Annotated in this window: 17 protein-coding genes; all 17 read left to right on the top strand. The window is 68.4% G+C overall.

Features of this window, described 5'->3' with window-relative positions; translation table 11 throughout:
- Positions 1 to 35: 35 nt before the first annotated feature.
- The 17 genes from L7N97_RS04580 (at position 36) to L7N97_RS04500 (ending at position 16,660) form a co-directional block, all read left to right on the top strand.
- On the top strand, positions 36 to 401 hold the full coding sequence (locus L7N97_RS04580) for an NADH-quinone oxidoreductase subunit A (protein ID WP_237477173.1): 366 nt from the start codon (positions 36 to 38) through the stop codon (positions 399 to 401).
- On the top strand, positions 392 to 1,048 hold the full coding sequence (locus L7N97_RS04575) for a NuoB/complex I 20 kDa subunit family protein (protein ID WP_237477172.1): 657 nt from the start codon (positions 392 to 394) through the stop codon (positions 1,046 to 1,048). Before L7N97_RS04580 ends, L7N97_RS04575 begins: the two co-directional genes overlap by 10 nt.
- Before the next feature lie 27 nt (positions 1,049 to 1,075).
- Positions 1,076 to 1,720 carry an NADH-quinone oxidoreductase subunit C gene (locus L7N97_RS04570; protein WP_237477171.1) on the top strand — a complete coding sequence of 215 codons (645 nt, stop codon included), beginning with the start codon at positions 1,076 to 1,078 and terminating at the stop codon, positions 1,718 to 1,720.
- The gene (locus L7N97_RS04565; protein WP_237477170.1) at positions 1,717 to 2,907 is read left to right on the top strand and encodes an NADH-quinone oxidoreductase subunit D; all 1,191 of its coding nucleotides are present in this window, start codon (positions 1,717 to 1,719) and stop codon (positions 2,905 to 2,907) included. The genes L7N97_RS04570 and L7N97_RS04565 overlap by 4 nt, the downstream gene beginning before the upstream one ends.
- Positions 2,907 to 3,146 (top strand): hypothetical protein, encoded by a 240-nt coding sequence (locus L7N97_RS04560; RefSeq protein ID WP_237477169.1) that lies wholly within the window; start codon positions 2,907 to 2,909, stop codon positions 3,144 to 3,146. Before L7N97_RS04565 ends, L7N97_RS04560 begins: the two co-directional genes overlap by 1 nt.
- Positions 3,146 to 4,216, top strand: a complete 1,071-nt coding sequence (gene nuoE, locus L7N97_RS04555) for an NADH-quinone oxidoreductase subunit NuoE (RefSeq protein ID WP_237477168.1) — start codon at positions 3,146 to 3,148, stop codon at positions 4,214 to 4,216. The genes L7N97_RS04560 and nuoE overlap by 1 nt, the downstream gene beginning before the upstream one ends.
- An 11-nt stretch (positions 4,217 to 4,227) precedes the next feature.
- Positions 4,228 to 5,529 (top strand): NADH-quinone oxidoreductase subunit NuoF, encoded by a 1,302-nt coding sequence (gene nuoF, locus L7N97_RS04550; RefSeq protein WP_237477167.1) that lies wholly within the window; start codon positions 4,228 to 4,230, stop codon positions 5,527 to 5,529.
- 4 nt (positions 5,530 to 5,533) lie between these two features.
- Positions 5,534 to 5,743: a hypothetical protein gene (locus L7N97_RS04545; RefSeq protein WP_237477166.1), complete on the top strand. Its 210-nt coding sequence runs from the start codon at positions 5,534 to 5,536 to the stop codon at positions 5,741 to 5,743.
- Between the two features lie 125 nt (positions 5,744 to 5,868).
- Positions 5,869 to 7,932, top strand: a complete 2,064-nt coding sequence (gene nuoG / locus L7N97_RS04540; RefSeq protein ID WP_237477165.1) for an NADH-quinone oxidoreductase subunit NuoG — start codon at positions 5,869 to 5,871, stop codon at positions 7,930 to 7,932.
- A gap of 4 nt (positions 7,933 to 7,936) precedes the next feature.
- Entirely contained in the window at positions 7,937 to 8,956 is a 1,020-nt protein-coding gene (gene nuoH / locus L7N97_RS04535) for an NADH-quinone oxidoreductase subunit NuoH (protein WP_237477164.1), read from the top strand.
- Positions 8,957 to 8,990: 34 nt separating this feature from the next.
- Positions 8,991 to 9,479: an NADH-quinone oxidoreductase subunit NuoI gene (gene nuoI, locus L7N97_RS04530; RefSeq protein ID WP_237477163.1), complete on the top strand. Its 489-nt coding sequence runs from the start codon at positions 8,991 to 8,993 to the stop codon at positions 9,477 to 9,479.
- Between the two features lie 148 nt (positions 9,480 to 9,627).
- Complete coding sequence (locus L7N97_RS04525) at positions 9,628 to 10,236, top strand: NADH-quinone oxidoreductase subunit J (RefSeq protein WP_237477162.1); 609 nt, start codon at positions 9,628 to 9,630, stop codon at positions 10,234 to 10,236.
- A gap of 145 nt (positions 10,237 to 10,381) precedes the next feature.
- Positions 10,382 to 10,690 (top strand): NADH-quinone oxidoreductase subunit NuoK, encoded by a 309-nt coding sequence (gene nuoK, locus L7N97_RS04520; RefSeq protein WP_129227407.1) that lies wholly within the window; start codon positions 10,382 to 10,384, stop codon positions 10,688 to 10,690.
- Between the two features lie 10 nt (positions 10,691 to 10,700).
- Positions 10,701 to 12,863, top strand: a complete 2,163-nt coding sequence (nuoL, locus tag L7N97_RS04515; protein WP_237482040.1) for an NADH-quinone oxidoreductase subunit L — start codon at positions 10,701 to 10,703, stop codon at positions 12,861 to 12,863.
- Positions 12,863 to 14,386 (top strand): NADH-quinone oxidoreductase subunit M, encoded by a 1,524-nt coding sequence (locus L7N97_RS04510; RefSeq protein ID WP_237477161.1) that lies wholly within the window; start codon positions 12,863 to 12,865, stop codon positions 14,384 to 14,386. The genes nuoL and L7N97_RS04510 overlap by 1 nt, the downstream gene beginning before the upstream one ends.
- 16 nt (positions 14,387 to 14,402) lie before the next feature.
- Complete coding sequence (nuoN, locus tag L7N97_RS04505) at positions 14,403 to 15,836, top strand: NADH-quinone oxidoreductase subunit NuoN (protein ID WP_237477160.1); 1,434 nt, start codon at positions 14,403 to 14,405, stop codon at positions 15,834 to 15,836.
- Between the two features lie 5 nt (positions 15,837 to 15,841).
- Positions 15,842 to 16,660 (top strand): biotin--[acetyl-CoA-carboxylase] ligase, encoded by an 819-nt coding sequence (locus L7N97_RS04500; RefSeq protein ID WP_237477159.1) that lies wholly within the window; start codon positions 15,842 to 15,844, stop codon positions 16,658 to 16,660.

The following is a 16,660-nucleotide window of genomic DNA, read 5'->3' as shown; positions in this document are numbered from 1 at the left end:
TGTGAGGGTCCGGTCCGCGGCCCCGTGGAGGCGCGATGCCGGGGCTTCTCGACCAATACCTGCCGCTGGTGATCTTCATCGCGGTGTCGGCGGTGATCGCGGGCGCGCTGCTCGTCGTCCCCTTCATCGTCGCGTTCCAGGCGCCCGACCCCGAGAAGCTCTCGGCCTACGAGTGCGGCTTCAACGCCTTCGACGACGCCCGCATGAAGTTCGACGTGCGCTTCTACCTGGTCGCGCTGCTGTTCATCATCTTCGACCTCGAAGTGGCCTTCCTGTTCCCCTGGGCGGTGGCGTTCCACGAGGTCGGCGTGTTCGGCTTCTGGTCGATGATGGTCTTCCTCGGCGTGCTGACGATCGGCTTCATCTACGAATGGAACAAGGGCGCCCTCGAATGGGACTGATCCTCGACACCAAGCCGGGTTCCGATCGGGATCTGGCCAAGCAGAACCTGGACGCCGGCGCGCCCGCCACCGGCGGCACGCTGGTCACCGCCCGCCCGCCCGAGGGCGGGACGCCCCTCATCGATCCGCGCACGGGCCGCGCCATCCAGAGCGACGACGGCTTCATCGCCGGCATGAGCGACCAGCTCGCCGACAAGGGCTTCATCCTCACCTCGACCGACGACGTCATCAACTGGGCCCGCACGGGCTCGCTGATGTGGATGACCTTCGGCCTCGCCTGCTGCGCGGTCGAGATGATGCAGTTCTCCATGCCGCGCTACGATTCCGAGCGGTTCGGATTCGCCCCGCGCGCCAGCCCGCGCCAGTCCGACGTGATGATCGTCGCCGGCACGCTGACCAACAAGATGGCCCCCGCGCTGCGCAAGGTCTACGACCAGATGCCGGAGCCGCGCTACGTCATCTCCATGGGGTCCTGCGCCAACGGCGGCGGCTACTACCACTATTCCTATTCGGTGGTGCGCGGCTGCGACCGCATCATCCCGGTCGACATCTACGTGCCGGGCTGCCCGCCCACGGCCGAGGCGCTCCTCTACGGCTTCCTGATGCTGCAGCGCAAGATCCGCCGCACCGGCACGATCGAGCGCTGAGCTTCCCCGTTCCCGAGACCTGACCCCATGAACGATAGCGCGACATTGTCGGACCAGGATCTCGGGCAAGCGGTTGCAGCCGGCTTCCCCGACGGCGCCGTGACGGTCGTGGTGGCGCATGACGAGCTGACGCTGCTCACGGCGGCGGACAACATCGTGCCGCTCGCGACCTTTCTGCGCGACGACGAGCGCTGCCGCTTCGTCAACTTCATCGACCTGTGCGGCGTCGACTACCCGACCCGCGCGCTGCGGTTCGACGTCGTCGTCCACCTGATGTCGCCGAAGCACAACCGCCGCATCCGCGTGAAGGTGCAGACCGACGAGGACACGCCGGTGCCCTCGCTGACGGCCGTCTACCCCTCCGCCAACTGGTACGAGCGCGAAGCCTACGACCTTTACGGCATCCTGTTCTCCAGCCACCCCGACCTGCGCCGCCTCCTCACCGACTACGGATTCGAGGGACATCCGCTGCGCAAGGACTTCCCGCAGACGGGCTTCGTCGAGTCCTGGTGGAACGACGCCGAGAAGCGCGTCGTCAACCACCCCGTCCGCTTGACCCAGGACTACCGCGACTGGGACTTCCTGTCCCCCTGGGAGGCGATGGACATCGCGTCCCTGCCCGGCGACGAGAAGGCCAAGCGCTTCGGCGCCGACGGCGAGAAAGCGTCATGAACGACCAGACGATCCGCAACTTCTCCATCAACTTCGGGCCGCAGCACCCCGCGGCCCACGGCGTGCTCCGCCTCGTGCTGGAGCTCGACGGCGAGGTGGTCGAGCGCGTCGACCCGCACATCGGCCTGCTCCACCGCGGCACCGAGAAGCTGATGGAGCACCGCACCTACGTCCAGAACATCCCGTATTTCGACCGGCTCGACTACGTGTCGCCGATGAACCAGGAACACGGCTTCGTCCTGGCCATCGAGAAGCTGCTCAAGATCGAGGTGCCGCGCCGGGCGCAACTGATCCGCGTGCTCTACTGCGAGATCGGCCGCATCCTGTCGCACCTCCTCAACACCACCACGCAGGCGCTCGACGTCGGCGCGCTCACCCCGCCGCTGTGGGGCTTCGAGGAGCGCGAGAAGCTGATGGGCTTCTACGAGCGGGCCTGCGGGGCGCGGCTCCACGCCAACTATTTCCGGCCGGGCGGCGTCCACGCCGACCTGCCGCCCGCGCTGATCGACGACATCGAGGCCTTCTGCGAGCCCTTCCTCAAGGTCGTCGACGACCTCGAAGCGCTGTTCATCGACAACCGCATCTTCAAGCAGCGCAACGTCGACATCGGCATCGTCACGCTGGACGAGGCGTGGGCCTGGGGCTTCTCGGGCGTGATGGTGCGCGGCTCCGGCGCCGCCTGGGACCTGCGCCGCGCGCAGCCCTACGAGTGCTACGAGGAGATGGAGTTCGACATCCCGGTCGGCACCCACGGCGACAACTACGACCGCCAGGTGATCCGCATGGAGGAGATGCGGCAGTCGACCTACATCATGCAGCAGTGCTGCAGGAAGCTGCGCGCGCCGGACGGGCAGGGGCCCGTGACGACGCGTCAGGGCAAGGTCGCCCCCCCGCCGCGCGCCGAGATGAAGCGCTCGATGGAGGCGCTCATCCACCACTTTAAGCTCTACACCGAGGGCTTCCACGTCCCGGCCGGCGAGGTCTACGCCGCCGTGGAGGCGCCCAAGGGCGAGTTCGGCGTCTACCTCGTCTCGGACGGCACCGACAAGCCGTACCGCTGCAAGATCCGCGCGCCCGGCTACGCCCACCTCCAGGCCATGGACTTCATGTGCCGCGAGCACCTGCTCGCCGACGTGTCGGCGGTGCTGGGCTCGCTCGACATCGTGTTCGGCGAGGTCGATCGCTGATGCGGCGCCTCGCCGCCGGTGTGCTGCTGGCGCTGGCGGCGGCCACGGCCGCCCTCGCGACCGCCAGAGCGGTCGCCGCGCAGGCCGCGACATCGGTGGCGAAGCTCCTGTCCGAAGGATACGAGATCAAGACCGCCTTCGCCGACACGAGCGGCGGGGCCTACATCATCCTGCAGCGGGGCACCTCGGCCTATCTGTGCCACAGCGCACCCCGGCAGACCTGCGAAAAGATGAACTGATGACCGTTCGGCGCCTCGCTGAGACCCAGCCCGAAAGCTTCGACTTCACCCCCGAGAACCGGGCCTGGGTCGACCGCCAGATCCGCAAGTATCCCGAGGGGCGCCAGGCCTCGGCCGTGATGGCGCTCCTGCGCCGCGCCCAGCAGCAGCACCACGGCTGGGTGCCCAAGCCAGCCATCGAGCGCATCGCCGACATCCTCGGCATGCCCTACATCCGCGTGCTGGAGGTCGCGACCTTCTACACGATGTACAACCTGAAGCCGGTCGGCGAGCATTTCATCCAGTTCTGCGGCACGACGCCCTGCGTGCTGCGCGGCGCCAACGACATCAAGGCCGTGCTGGAGCGCCGCGTCGGCCCGATGGAGACCGTGTCGGCGGACGGCAAGTTCTCCTGGTTGGAGGTCGAGTGCCTGGGCGCCTGCTGCAACGCCCCCATGGTGCAGATCAACGACGACTATTACGAGGACCTCACGCCCGAGAACTTCGACAGGCTGCTCGACGACCTCGCCGCCGGACGCCCCGTGAAGCGCGGCTCGCAGACCGGCCGGCTCACCTCCGAGCCCGCGAACGGCCTGACCTCGCTGACCACCTGGTACGGCGTGAACGGCGACGAGGACAGGTTCGCGACGCTGCACGAGCAGGACAACGAGGCCGAACTGACGGCCGCGGACCGCGACCCCGCCCTCGACGACGCGCTGCAAGCCCGCGACACCCAGTCGGCGCCCGACCACGAGCGCGCCGCCGCCGAGAAGGCGCGGCAGGACGGGGCGGAGGCGCAGGCCAAGCAGGGCGGCGAGACCAACAAGCTGGGCCACGGCGGCCTCGACGGCCAGCACGCCCCGCTCGGCGGCAACGCCCGGCCGGAAGGCTCGGTGGCCGGCACCGGCACCCGCACCGACGACCCCGTCGGCACGGGGCAGATCGAGTCGAGCGCGGTGCACAAGCCCCATCCCGAGGCCGACGCCGACCGCCAGGAGCAGCCGCCGAAGGCGGACCCCGCCGCCGACCGCGGCACGACCGGCCCCGGCTCGCCCGCCGCCGGCCCGGCCGCATCCGACAAGCCCGCCTGAGGAGAAGCGCCATGCTCGACGACAAGGATCGCATCTTCCTCAACCTCTACGGCATCGGCGACTGGCGCCTCGAAGGCGCGCGCAAGCGCGGCACCTGGGACGGCACCAAGGGCCTGCTGGAGAAGGGCAAGGACTGGATCATCAACGAGATGAAGGCGTCGGGCCTGCGCGGCCGCGGCGGCGCCGGCTTCCCGACGGGCCTGAAGTGGTCCTTCATGCCCAAGCCCGACCCCGCGCGTCCGGCCTATCTCGTCATCAACGCCGACGAGTCCGAGCCCGGCACCTGCAAGGACCGGGAGATCATGCGCAACGATCCGCACATGCTGATCGAGGGCGCGATGATCGCCTCCTTCGCCATGCACGCCAACGCCTGCTACATCTACATCCGCGGCGAATACGTGCTGGAGGCCGACCGCCTCGACGCCGCGGTGGACGAGGCCTATGAGGCGAACCTCGTCGGGCCCAACAACGTCCACGGCTACCCGTTCGACATCTACGTCCACCGGGGCGCGGGCGCCTACATCTGCGGCGAGGAGACGGCGCTGCTGGAGTCCCTCGAGGGCAAGAAGGGCATGCCGCGGCTGAAGCCGCCGTTCCCCGCCAACATGGGCCTCTACGGCTACCCCACCACGGTCAACAACGTCGAATCCATCGCGGTGGCGCCCACCATCCTGCGCCGCGGCGGCGCTTGGTTCGCCGGCATCGGCCGCAAGAACAACACCGGCACCAAGCTCTTCTGCGTTTCGGGCAACGTGAACACGCCCTGCAACGTCGAGGAGGCGATGTCGATCCCGTTCCGCGAGCTGATCGACCGCCACTGCGGCGGCATCCGCGGCGGCTGGGACAACCTGCTCGCCGTGATCCCCGGCGGCTCCTCCGTGCCCATCGTGCCGGCGCACGAGATCATCGACTGCCCGATGGACTTCGACGCGCTGCGCGACCTCAAGTCCGGCCTCGGCACCGCGGCCGTGATCGTGATGGACAAGTCGACCGACATCATCCGGGCGATCACCCGCATCTCGTACTTCTACAAGCACGAGAGCTGCGGCCAGTGCACGCCCTGCCGCGAGGGCACGGGCTGGCTGTGGCGCGTGATGACCCGCATGTCGGAGGGCCGCGCGCAGAAGCGCGAGATCGACGCGCTCCTCGAAGTGACGACCCAGCTCGAAGGCCACTCCATCTGCGCGCTCGGCGACGCGGCAGCCTGGCCCGTGCAGGGCCTGATCCGGCACTTCCGCCCGGAGATCGAGAAGCGCATCGACACCTACATGGCGAACCCGCATCCCGAGCCGATCCGCATCGCGGCGGAGTGACGTCATGGGCGACGAGCCTGACAACCTTGTCCTCACATATCTCCGCCGTATCGACGCCAAGGTCGATCGTCTGACCGACGATGTCCGGGATCTCAAAATTCCGATGACGGCCGTCGAAGAGGCCGTCGTCGGAGTGCATCGGCGGATGGAGAGTCTCGATGCTCGTCTCCACCGGATCGAGCGTCGCCTGGACCTCGTCGACGTGCCGCATTGAGGCGCCGGGCGATCGGGGCCAATTGTCTGGTGGAAGCGCGGCGAAGGGTGCCGCCGCGCCGCGGGATGGGCTATGACCATGCCGCTTGGAATGATTCTGAAGGCTGAGGCCGCGAAGGGATTGCGATGACCAAGATCGTCGTCGATGGACGCGAAGTCGACGTGCCGGCGGACTACACGCTGCTGCAGGCCTGCGAGGCCGCGGGCGCCGAGATCCCGCGCTTCTGCTTCCACGAGCGGCTGTCGATCGCCGGCAACTGCCGCATGTGCCTCGTCGAGCTGAAGGGCGCCCCCAAGCCGGTGGCCTCCTGCGCCTGGGGCGTGCGCGACTGCCGCCCGGGCCCGAACGGCGAGCTGCCGCAGGTCTCCACCAAGTCGGCCGTGGTCAAGAAGGCCCGCCACGGCATCATGGAGTTCCTGCTGATCAACCACCCGCTCGACTGCCCGATCTGCGACCAGGGCGGCGAGTGCGACCTGCAGGACCAGGCGATGGCCTTCGGCGTCGCCGGCTCGCGCTTCCACGAGAACAAGCGCGCCGTCGAGGACAAGTACATCGGTCCCATCGTGCGGACCTCCATGAACCGCTGCATCCACTGCACGCGCTGCGTCCGCTTCACCTCGGAAGTGGCCGGCACGGGCGACATAGGCGCCATCGGCCGCGGCGAGGACATGGAGATCACGACCTACCTCGAATCCTCCATGGGGTCCGAGCTTCAGGGCAACGTCGCGGACCTGTGCCCCGTCGGCGCGCTGCTGCAGAAGCCCGCGGCCTTCAAGGCCCGCCCCTGGGAGATGAACAAGACGCAGGTGGTCGACGTGATGGACGCGCTCGGCGCCAACATCCGCGTCGACTCGCGCGGCCGCGAGGTGCTGCGCATCCTGCCGCGCATCAACGACGCCGTGAACGAGGAGTGGATCTCCGACAAGACCCGCCACATCGTCGACGGGCTCAAGGCGCAGCGCCTGGACCGGCCCTACATCCGCGAGAATGGCCGCCTGCGCGCCGCCACCTGGGCGGAAGCCTTCGCGGCCGTGGCCGCCAAGGTGAAGGCGACGGACCCGAAGCGCGTCGGCTTCATCGCCGGCGACCTCGTCAGCGCCGAGGACATGTTCGCCTTCAAGGCCCTGGCCGACCGGCTGGGCTCGCCCAACGTCGACTGCCGCCAGGACGGCTCGCAGCTCCATCCGAAGCACGGCCGCGGCTCCTACCTGTTCAACGCCACGGTGGCGGGCATCGAGGACGCGACCTCGCTGCTCATCATCGGCTCGAACCCGCGCCGCGAGAGCCCCGTGCTCAACGCCCGCATCCGCAAGCGCTTCCTCAAGGGCGACTTCCCGATCCAGGTCATCGGCGAGCGCGCCGACCTGACCTACCCCTACGAGTACCTCGGCGCCGGCACGGATACGCTGAAGGATCTCGCGAGCAAGGTCGAGCGCGCCGGTGCGCGGCCGCTGGTCATCGTGGGGCAGGGCGCCCTGTCGCGCCGCGACGGCTCGGCCGTGCTGGCGCTCGCCGCCATGGTCGCGAAGGGCCTCGGCGCCGTCGCCGAGGGCTGGAACGGCTTCTCGGTGCTGCACACCGCGGCCTCGCGCGTCGCCGGCCTCGACCTCGGCCTCGTGCCGGGCGAGGGCGGGCTCGACGCCCTCGCCATGGCGGAGCCCGGCGCGCTCGACGTCGTCTACCTGCTCGGCGCCGACGAGATCACGGTCGGCCCCGGTGCCTTCGTGATCTACCAGGGCTCGCACGGCGACCGCGGCGCGCACCGCGCCGACGTGATCCTGCCCGGCGCCGCCTACACCGAGAAGGCCGGCCTCTACGCCAACACGGAAGGGCGCGTGCAGCAGTCCGACCGCGCGGTGTTCCCGCCCGGCGACGCCCGCGAGGACTGGGCGATCCTGCGCGCGCTGTCGGACCACCTCGGCGCCCGGTTGCCCTTCGACAGCTACCGCGCCCTCAAGGCGGCGCTCCAGGCCGCGGTGCCGCATTTCGCCGAGGTCGAACACGTCGTCCCGGCGGCGGGGGACGCCCTCGGAGCGCTCGCGGCGCTCGGCGGCGAGGTGGAGCGCTCGGCGCTGCGCTCGCCCGTGGAAGACTTCTACCTCACCAACCCCATCGCGCGCTGCTCGGCCGTGATGGCGGAATGTTCGGTCCTGCTCGCCCAGGGCCACCTCCAGCAGGCGGCGGAGTGAACCGATGAACGACGGCTCCGTCTCCCTCTGGCTCAAGCTGCTCGAGAGCGTCGTCTTCGCCGCCCTCGTGCTGATCTACGTCGCCTACATCCTCTACGCCGACCGCAAGATCTGGGCGGCCGTGCAGCTGCGCCGCGGCCCCAACGTCGTCGGGCCCTGGGGCCTGCTGCAGAGCTTCGCCGACTTCGCCAAGTTCGCCCTGAAGGAGCCGATCATCCCGGCGGGCGCCAACAAGGGCGTGTTCCTGTTGGCGCCGGTAGTCACCGGCACGCTGGCCATCTCGGCCTTCGCGGTGATCCCCGTGAACTTCGGCTGGGCCGTCGCCAACCTCAACGTCGGCGTGCTCTACCTCTTCGCCATCTCGTCGCTCGGCGTCTACGGCGTCATCATGGCGGGCTGGGCCTCGAACTCGAAGTACCCGTTCCTGTCGGCGCTGCGCTCGGCCGCCCAGATGGTGTCCTACGAGGTGTCGATCGGCTTCGTGCTGGTCACCGTTCTGCTCTGCGCGGGCTCGCTGAACCTCACCGACATCGTCATGTCGCAGAACTCGGCGCTGGGTATCTTCGGCTGGTACTGGCTGCCGCTGCTCCCGATGTTCGTGATCTTCTTCATCTCGGCCCTGGCCGAGACCAACCGCTCGCCCTTCGACCTCGTCGAGGCCGAGTCGGAGCTGGTCGCCGGCTTCATGACCGAATATTCGGCGACGCCCTACGTGCTCTTCATGCTCGGCGAATACGTGGCCATCGTGTCCATGTGCGCCATCATGTCGATCCTGTTCCTGGGCGGCTGGCTGTCCCCGATCCCGTTCGCGCCCTTCACCTGGGTGCCGGGCGTGATCTGGTTCGTGCTGAAGACCACCTTCATGTTTTTCCTGATCGCCATGGTGAAGGCCTTCGTGCCGCGCTACCGCTACGACCAGCTGATGCGCCTCGGCTGGAAGGTGTTCCTGCCGATCTCCCTCGTCTACGTCGTGATCGTCGCCGGCTTCCTCGAGATCACCGGCATGGGCGGCTCGTTCCACTGAGCCCCTCCGCCCCGCTCGTCCGCATAGGTGTCCCATGAGGCTCGACCTCGCCGCCAAGCAGCTGTTCCTGTCGGAGTTCATCGGCGCCTTCGCGCTGTCGATGCGCTACTTCTTCAAGCCGAAGCCGACCCTGAACTACCCCCACGAGAAGAACCCGCAGAGCCCCCGCTTCCGCGGCGAGCACGCCCTGCGCCGCTACCCGAACGGCGAGGAGCGCTGCATCGCCTGCAAGCTCTGCGAGGCGATCTGCCCCGCGCAGGCCATCACCATCGAGGCGGGCCCGCGCCGCAACGACGGCACGCGCCGCACCACGCGCTACGACATCGACATGGTGAAGTGCATCTATTGCGGCCTGTGCCAGGAGGCCTGCCCGGTGGACGCCATCGTGGAGGGGCCCAACATGGAGTTCGCGGTGGAGACCCGCGAGGAACTCCTCTATGACAAGGCCAAGCTGCTCGCCAACGGCGACCGCTGGGAGCGCGAGATCCAGCGCAACATCAAGGCCGACGCGCCCTACCGCTGAGGGTACCCACGGGGATGAGTGCTTCGATCCATCTCTCCCTGTGTCGGGGATGCGCGTCGCGAAACGAAGCGCTCATTTCCGTGGGAGCCCCTGACCGACGCGCCCGCCGCCGCCCTCGGGGCGGCGGCCGGCGGGAGATTTGAGCCGCATGGTCGCCACCACCTTCCTCTTCTACGTCTTCTCCTTCGTGGCGATCGCCTCGGCCTTCATGGTCATCGCGGCCCGCAACCCCGTCCATTCCGTGCTGTTCCTGATCCTGGCCTTCGTCAACGCGGCCGGGCTCTTCATGCTGCTCGGGGCCGAGTTCCTGGCGATGATCCTCGTGGTCGTCTACGTCGGCGCGGTGGCGGTGCTGTTCCTGTTCGTCGTGATGATGCTCGACGTCGACTTCACCGTGCTGCGCCAGGGCTTCCTGCAGTACCTGCCGGTAGGCGCCACCATCGGCGCCATCGTGCTGATCGAGCTGATCCTGGTGGTCGGCGGCTGGACCATCGAGCCCGCCACCGTGACGCCGCGCGCGGCGCCGATCGCGGCCGGCGTCACCAACACGGCGGCGCTGGGGCGGATCCTCTACACGCAGTACGTCTACTTCTTCCAGGCGGCGGGCTTCATCCTGCTGACCGCGATGATCGGCTCGATCGTGCTGACGCTCCGCTCGCGCCGCGGCGTGAAGCGCCAGAGCATCGACGCGCAGAACCTGCGCGACCGCAAGGTCGCCGTGCAGCTCCGCAAGGTGCCGTCGCGCGTCGGCCTCTAGGCCCCCACCGAGACCTGAGCGTCCGGAGCGTCTGGCGCACCGGCCGCAACCCCTTTAAGACCATCACACGCGACTCGTCGGACCTCACGATCGGACGAGCGCGTTTGGCGCGCCGGCATTCCGGGCCGGGCGCCGGGAGAAGCCTATGGCTGTCGGCCTGACCCATTACCTGATCGTCGCGGCGATCCTGTTCACCCTCGGGGTGGCGGGCATCATCCTCAACCGCAAGAACATCATCGTCATCCTGATGTCGGTCGAGCTCATCCTGCTCGCCGTGAACGTCAACTTGGTGGCCTTCTCGGCCTTCCTCGGCGACCTCACGGGGCAGGTCTTCGCGCTCCTGGTGCTGACGGTGGCGGCGGCGGAGTCGGCCATCGGCCTGGCCATCCTCGTGGTGTTCTACCGGAACAAGGGCACCATCTCGGTCGAAGACATCAACATGATGAAGGGTTGAGCGTCAGATGATGTACGACCTCATCGTCTTCCTGCCGCTGCTCGGCGCCGCCATCGCCGGGCTCTTCGGCCGCCAGATCGGCCATCGCAACTCCGAATACGTCACGACCACGCTGCTCAGCGTGTCCTGCGCGCTGGCCTGGATCGGCTTCTTCCGCGTCGGCCTCGGCCACGGCGAGGAGGTCAAGCTCTTCACGATCCCGGTCGCCAACTGGTTCACGGTCGGCGAGCTGCAGGTCGACTGGTCGCTGCGCATCGACACGCTGACCTCGGTCATGCTGATCGTCGTGACCACCGTCTCGACCATCGTGCACAGCTACTCGTTCGGCTACATGCACGACGACCCGCACCGGTCGCGCTTCTTCTCCTACCTGTCGCTGTTCACCTTCGCCATGCTGATGCTGGTGACGAGCGACAACCTCGTCCAGATGTTCTTCGGCTGGGAGGGCGTCGGCCTCGCCTCCTACCTGCTGATCGGCTTCTGGTACCAGCGGCCCACCGCCAACGCCGCCGCCATCAAGGCCTTCGTGGTCAACCGCGTCGGCGACTTCGGCTTCTCGCTCGGCATCTTCCTGGTCTTCGCGCTCACGCATTCCGTGTCGTTCGAGGCCGTCTTCGCCGCCATGCCGGGCCTCGTCGGCCACACGGTCCACGCCTTCGGGCTCGACGCGGACGCGATCACCCTGGCCTGCCTGCTCCTGTTCATGGGCGCCATGGGCAAGTCGGCGCAGTTCCTGCTCCACACCTGGCTGCCCGACGCCATGGAGGGCCCGACGCCGGTGTCGGCCCTGATCCACGCCGCCACCATGGTGACGGCCGGCGTGTTCATGGTGGCGCGCCTGTCGCCGCTGTTCGAGCTGTCGCCCGCGGCGCAGACCTTCGTGATCGTGATCGGCGGAACCACCTGCTTCTTCGCGGCCACGATCGGCCTCGTGCAGAACGACATCAAGCGCGTCATCGCCTATTCGACCTGCTCGCAGCTCGGCTACATGTTCGTGGCGCTCGGCTGCGGCGGCTACGCGGTGGGCATCTTCCACCTCTTCACCCACGCCTTCTTCAAGGCGCTGCTGTTCCTCGGCGCCGGCTCCGTCATCCACGCGGTCGGGGGCGAGCAGGACATGCGCAAGATGGGCGGCCTGCGCACCAAGATCCCCTACACCTTCTGGTTCATGGTGATCGGCTCGCTGGCGCTCGTCGGCTTCCCCTTCACGGCGGGCTATTATTCCAAGGACGCCATCATCGAGGTCGCCTACGCGTCGGGGCGCGGCGGCGCAGCCTACGGCTGGCTCACCACCACGATCGCGGCGGGCCTCACCTCCTTCTACTCCTTCCGTCTGCTGTTCATGACCTTCTACGGCGAGTCCCGCGCGGTCGCGCCGCACGAGGAGACGAACCACAACACCCACGCCGAGCCGGCCGGCTCGCACGCCTCCGCCGGCATGTCCCCGGAGCACGAGGAGGCCAAGGTGGCGGCCGACACGCCGCACGCCGACTCCGCGGCGGCCCTCGGCATGCACCACCGCGACCACGCCGCGGCGGACGACAGCCACGGCGACGCCGCGCACGCCCATGCCGACCACGGCCACGGCGCGCACGGCCACGGCGGCGAGCCGCACGAGTCCCCGCCCATCATGCTCGTGCCGCTGGTGCCGCTCGCCTTCGGAGCGCTCTTCGCCGGCATCCTGTTCCACCACCTGTTCATCGGCGGCGGGATGGAGTCCTTCTGGGGCGAGTCGCTGTTCTACGCGCCCACCAACCACGTCATCGAGGCGCGCGAGAACGACCCCTGGTTCGTCGGCCAGCTGCCGCTGCTGATGCTGATCGTCGGCTTCGTGGTCGCCTACTACCTATACATCTCGCGGCCCGGCATGGCCGAGCGCTGGGCCGACGCCAACCGGCCGCTCTACAAGTTCCTGCTCAACAAGTGGTACTTCGACGAGCTGTATGACGTGCTCTTCGTCCGTCCGGCGTTCTGGCTCGGCCGCCTGTTCTGGCACGGCGGCGACGAGAACATCATCAACCGCTTCGGCCCCGACGGCGTCGCCAGCTCCGTGCTGGTGACCACCGACCGGGTGGTGAAGTTCCAGTCCGGCTACGTGTACCACTACGCCTTCGTCATGATGATGGGGCTCGCGCTCATCATCACCTACTTCCTCGTCGGGGGCTTCCGCTGATGTTCGGCTTCGGGATCCTGTCGGGGCTTATCGCCGTCCCGCTCATCGGGGTGCTCTTCATCCTGGTGCTGCAGGGCGACGACGAGGCCACGCTGGACAACGCGCGCTGGGCGGCGCTCATCGCCAGCACGGTCACCTTCGTCCTGTCGCTCGTGGCCTGGAGCCGCTTCGACAGCGGCACCGCGGACTTCCAGCTGCTGGAGAGCCGCAACTGGCTCGGCGGCGGCCTCGGCTACAAGCTCGGGGTCGACGGCGCCTCCATGCCGTTCCTCCTGCTCACCACCTTCCTGATGCCCTTCTGCATCGCCTCCGCGTGGCGGGCGATCCACATGCGGGTCAAGGAGTTCCTGATCTGCTTCCTCGTGCTGGAGGCGGCCCTCATCGGCATCTTCTCCGCGCTCGACGTGGTTCTGTTCTACCTGTTCTTCGAAGGTAGCCTCATCCCGATGTTCCTCATCATCGGCATCTGGGGCGGCCAGCGGCGCATCTACGCGTCGATGAAGTTCTTCCTCTACACGCTGCTCGGCTCGCTGCTGATGCTGCTGGCCATCATGAAGATGTACGGCTACGCGGGCACCACCGACATCCCGACGCTGCTGCACACCCGCTTCCCCGTGGGCATGCAGTACTGGCTGTGGCTGGCCTTCTTCGCCTCCTTCGCGGTGAAGATGCCGATGTGGCCGGTCCACACCTGGCTGCCGGACGCCCACGTCGAGGCGCCCACCGCGGGCTCCGTCGTGCTGGCCGGCATCCTGCTGAAGCTCGGGGGCTACGGCTTCATCCGCTTCTCGCTGCCCATGTTCCCGGAAGCGTCGCACTATTTCGCGCCGCTGGTCTTCGCCCTCTCGGTCATCGCCATCGTCTACACGTCGCTCGTCGCGCTCGTGCAGACCGACATGAAGAAGCTCATCGCCTATTCGTCGGTGGCCCACATGGGCTTCGTGACCATGGGGCTCTTCACCCTCAACGTGCAGGGCATCCAGGGCGCCATCTTCCTGATGATCAGCCACGGCCTCGTGTCGGGCGCGCTGTTCCTCTGCGTGGGCGTGGTCTACGACCGCATGCACACCCGCGAGATCGCGGCCTACGGCGGCCTGGTCGAGCGCATGCCGAAATACGCGGTGGTGATGCTGTTCTTCACCATGGCCAACATCGGCCTGCCCGGCACATCCGGCTTCGTCGGCGAGTTCCTGACCATGCTGGGGGCCTTCCAGGCCAACACCTGGGTGGCGCTGCTCGCGACGCTCGGCACCATCCTGTCGGCCGCCTACGCGCTCTACCTGTACCGCCGCGTGGTGTTCGGGAAGCTCGAGAAGGCGAGCCTGCGCTCCATCCTCGACCTCAACGCCCGCGAGGTCGCGATCCTGGCGCCGCTCGTGATCCTGACGCTCTACTACGGCGTCCACCCCCAGCCGATCCTCGACGCCTCGCAGGCGACCGTGGACGGCATGATGAAGACCATCACGGCCGCGGCGCCCCACGCCGCGCCCCTCAAGGCCGCCTCCGCGGCCGCGACGCCCTGATCGAGGAAGCGGGACCATGCCGGTCGATTATTCCATCTCGCTGATCCTCCCCGAGGTCATCCTCGGGGCGGGGGCGCTCGCGCTCCTGATGGTCGGCGCCTTCCGGGGCGAGAAGTCCGCGGCCCTGGTCACCGGGCTGTCGATCGCCGTCATCGCCTTCGCGCTGCTCGGCATCTGCTTCGCCCACCACGGCGACACGCTCCTCGGCTACGACGGTGCCGTCGTGCAGGACAACTTCGGGCGCTTCATGTCGGCGCTGGCGCTGATCGGCTCGCTCGGCACGCTGGTCATGGCAGTCCCCTTTCTGCGGCGGGAAGGCATCCACAAGTTCGAGTTCCCGATCCTCATCCTGCTGTCCACCATGGGCATGCTGGTGCTGATCTCGGCCGGCAACCTCATCACCCTCTACCTCGGCTTCGAGATGATGAGCCTCGCGCTCTACGTCATCGCGGCCTTCCACCGCGACGACGTGCGCGCCTCCGAGGCGGGCCTGAAATATTTCGTGCTGGGCGCCCTGTCGTCCGGCCTGCTGCTCTACGGCTGCTCGCTGATCTACGGCTTCGCCGGCACGGTGGCGTTCCGCGGCATCGCCTCGGCGCTCGTCGGCCACCAGGGCATCGGCGTCGTCTTCGGCCTCGTGTTCCTGTCGGCCGGCCTCGCCTTCAAGATGTCGACCGTACCGTTCCACATGTGGACGCCGGACGTCTACGAGGGCGCGCCCACCCCCGTGACGGCCTTCTTCGCCACGGCGCCCAAGATGGCCGCCGTGGCCATCGCGGTGCGCGTCATCATCACGGCCTTCCCGGGCATCCAGCTCGAATGGCAGCAGATCATCATCTTCATCTCGATCTGCTCCATGCTGCTCGGCTCTTTCGCGGCCATCGGCCAGACGAACTTCAAGCGGCTGATGGCCTATTCGGCCATCGGCAACATGGGCTTCGCGCTGACCGGCCTCGCCGCCGGCACGGAGCAGGGCGTCTACGGCGTGCTGATCTACATGGCCGCCTACCTCGTCATGACGCTGGGCGTCTTCGCCGCCATGCTGTCGATGCAGCGCAACGGCCGTGCCATCGAGACCGTCGCGGACCTGTCGGGCCTCGGCCAGACCAACCCGGTCATGGCCTTCTTCCTCGCCATGATCATGTTCTCGCTGGCCGGCGTGCCGCCGCTCGCGGGCTTCTTCGCCAAGTTCTACGTGTTCCAGGCCGCCATCCAGGCGAACCTCTACACGCTGGCCGTGGTGGGCGTGCTGGCCTCGGTCGTGGCCGCCTTCTACTACCTGCGCATCGTCAAGATGATGTACTTCGACCCCTCGGCCGAGCCCTTCGACCGGCAGGGCGGCGCCGTGCGGGCCGTTCTGGCGATCTCGGGCCTGGTGATGCTGTTCTTCTGGGTCTATCCGGCTCCGGTCGTCGGCGCCGCCACCGCGGCCGCGCACTCGCTGTTCTGAGCCACGTGCTGCTGCACGCGGCCGCGCGCGCGCGAGGATACCGCCTCCACCACCACGCCAGCGTCGGCTCCACCAACGAGGAGGCGTTGGCGCTCGGCCGCGCCGGCGACCCCGGCCGGCTGTGGATCCTGGCCGACCGGCAGACGGCCGGCCGCGGCCGCGTCGGCCGGCGCTGGGACTCGCCGGCCGGCAACCACCACGCCTCCCTGCTCCTCGTCGACCCGTGCCCGCAGCGGCTCGCCCCGCAGCTCTCCTTCGTGGCCGGCGTCGCGGTCGTGCGGGCGCTGCTTTCGATCGCCGGCGAGGGCCGCGGCATCGCGCTGAAGTGGCCCAACGACGTGCTCTGCGGCGGCGCCAAGCTGGCCGGCCTGCTCGTGGAGGGCGCGATGAGCCCGCGCGCGCCCGAGGGCGGCTCCCAATCGTCGGGCTTTTCGGCCGTGCTCGGCTTCGGGGTCAATTGCGCGTCGCACCCGACACACCTAGATTACCCGACGACGGACCTCGGCCTCCTGGCCGGGCCGGCCGGCACGCGCGACGCGCTCTTCGCGGCGCTGTCGGCCTCGGTCGTCGACGCCCTGGACCTGTGGGACCGGGGCCGGAATTTCGCCGGCATCCGCCGGGCGTGGCTCGACCACGCGCTCCCGCCGGGCACCCCGCTCGCGGTGGCGCGGCCGGACGCCGCGTATACAGGGACGTTCAAGACCGTCGACGACGACGGCAGGCTGATTCTCGAGACGGGTTCGGGTTGTGTGACCGTGGAAGCGGGCGATGTCGTTCTGGCGGACCCTTGGGTCTGCCGCGGCGTCGTTATGACGAAAGAGTGA

The organism is Lichenibacterium dinghuense, from assembly GCF_021730615.1.
Taxonomy (GTDB): domain Bacteria; phylum Pseudomonadota; class Alphaproteobacteria; order Rhizobiales; family Beijerinckiaceae; genus Lichenihabitans; species Lichenihabitans dinghuensis.
Note: the sequence above shows the minus strand (reverse complement) of the source record. Positions and strands in the feature narration are given on the sequence as shown.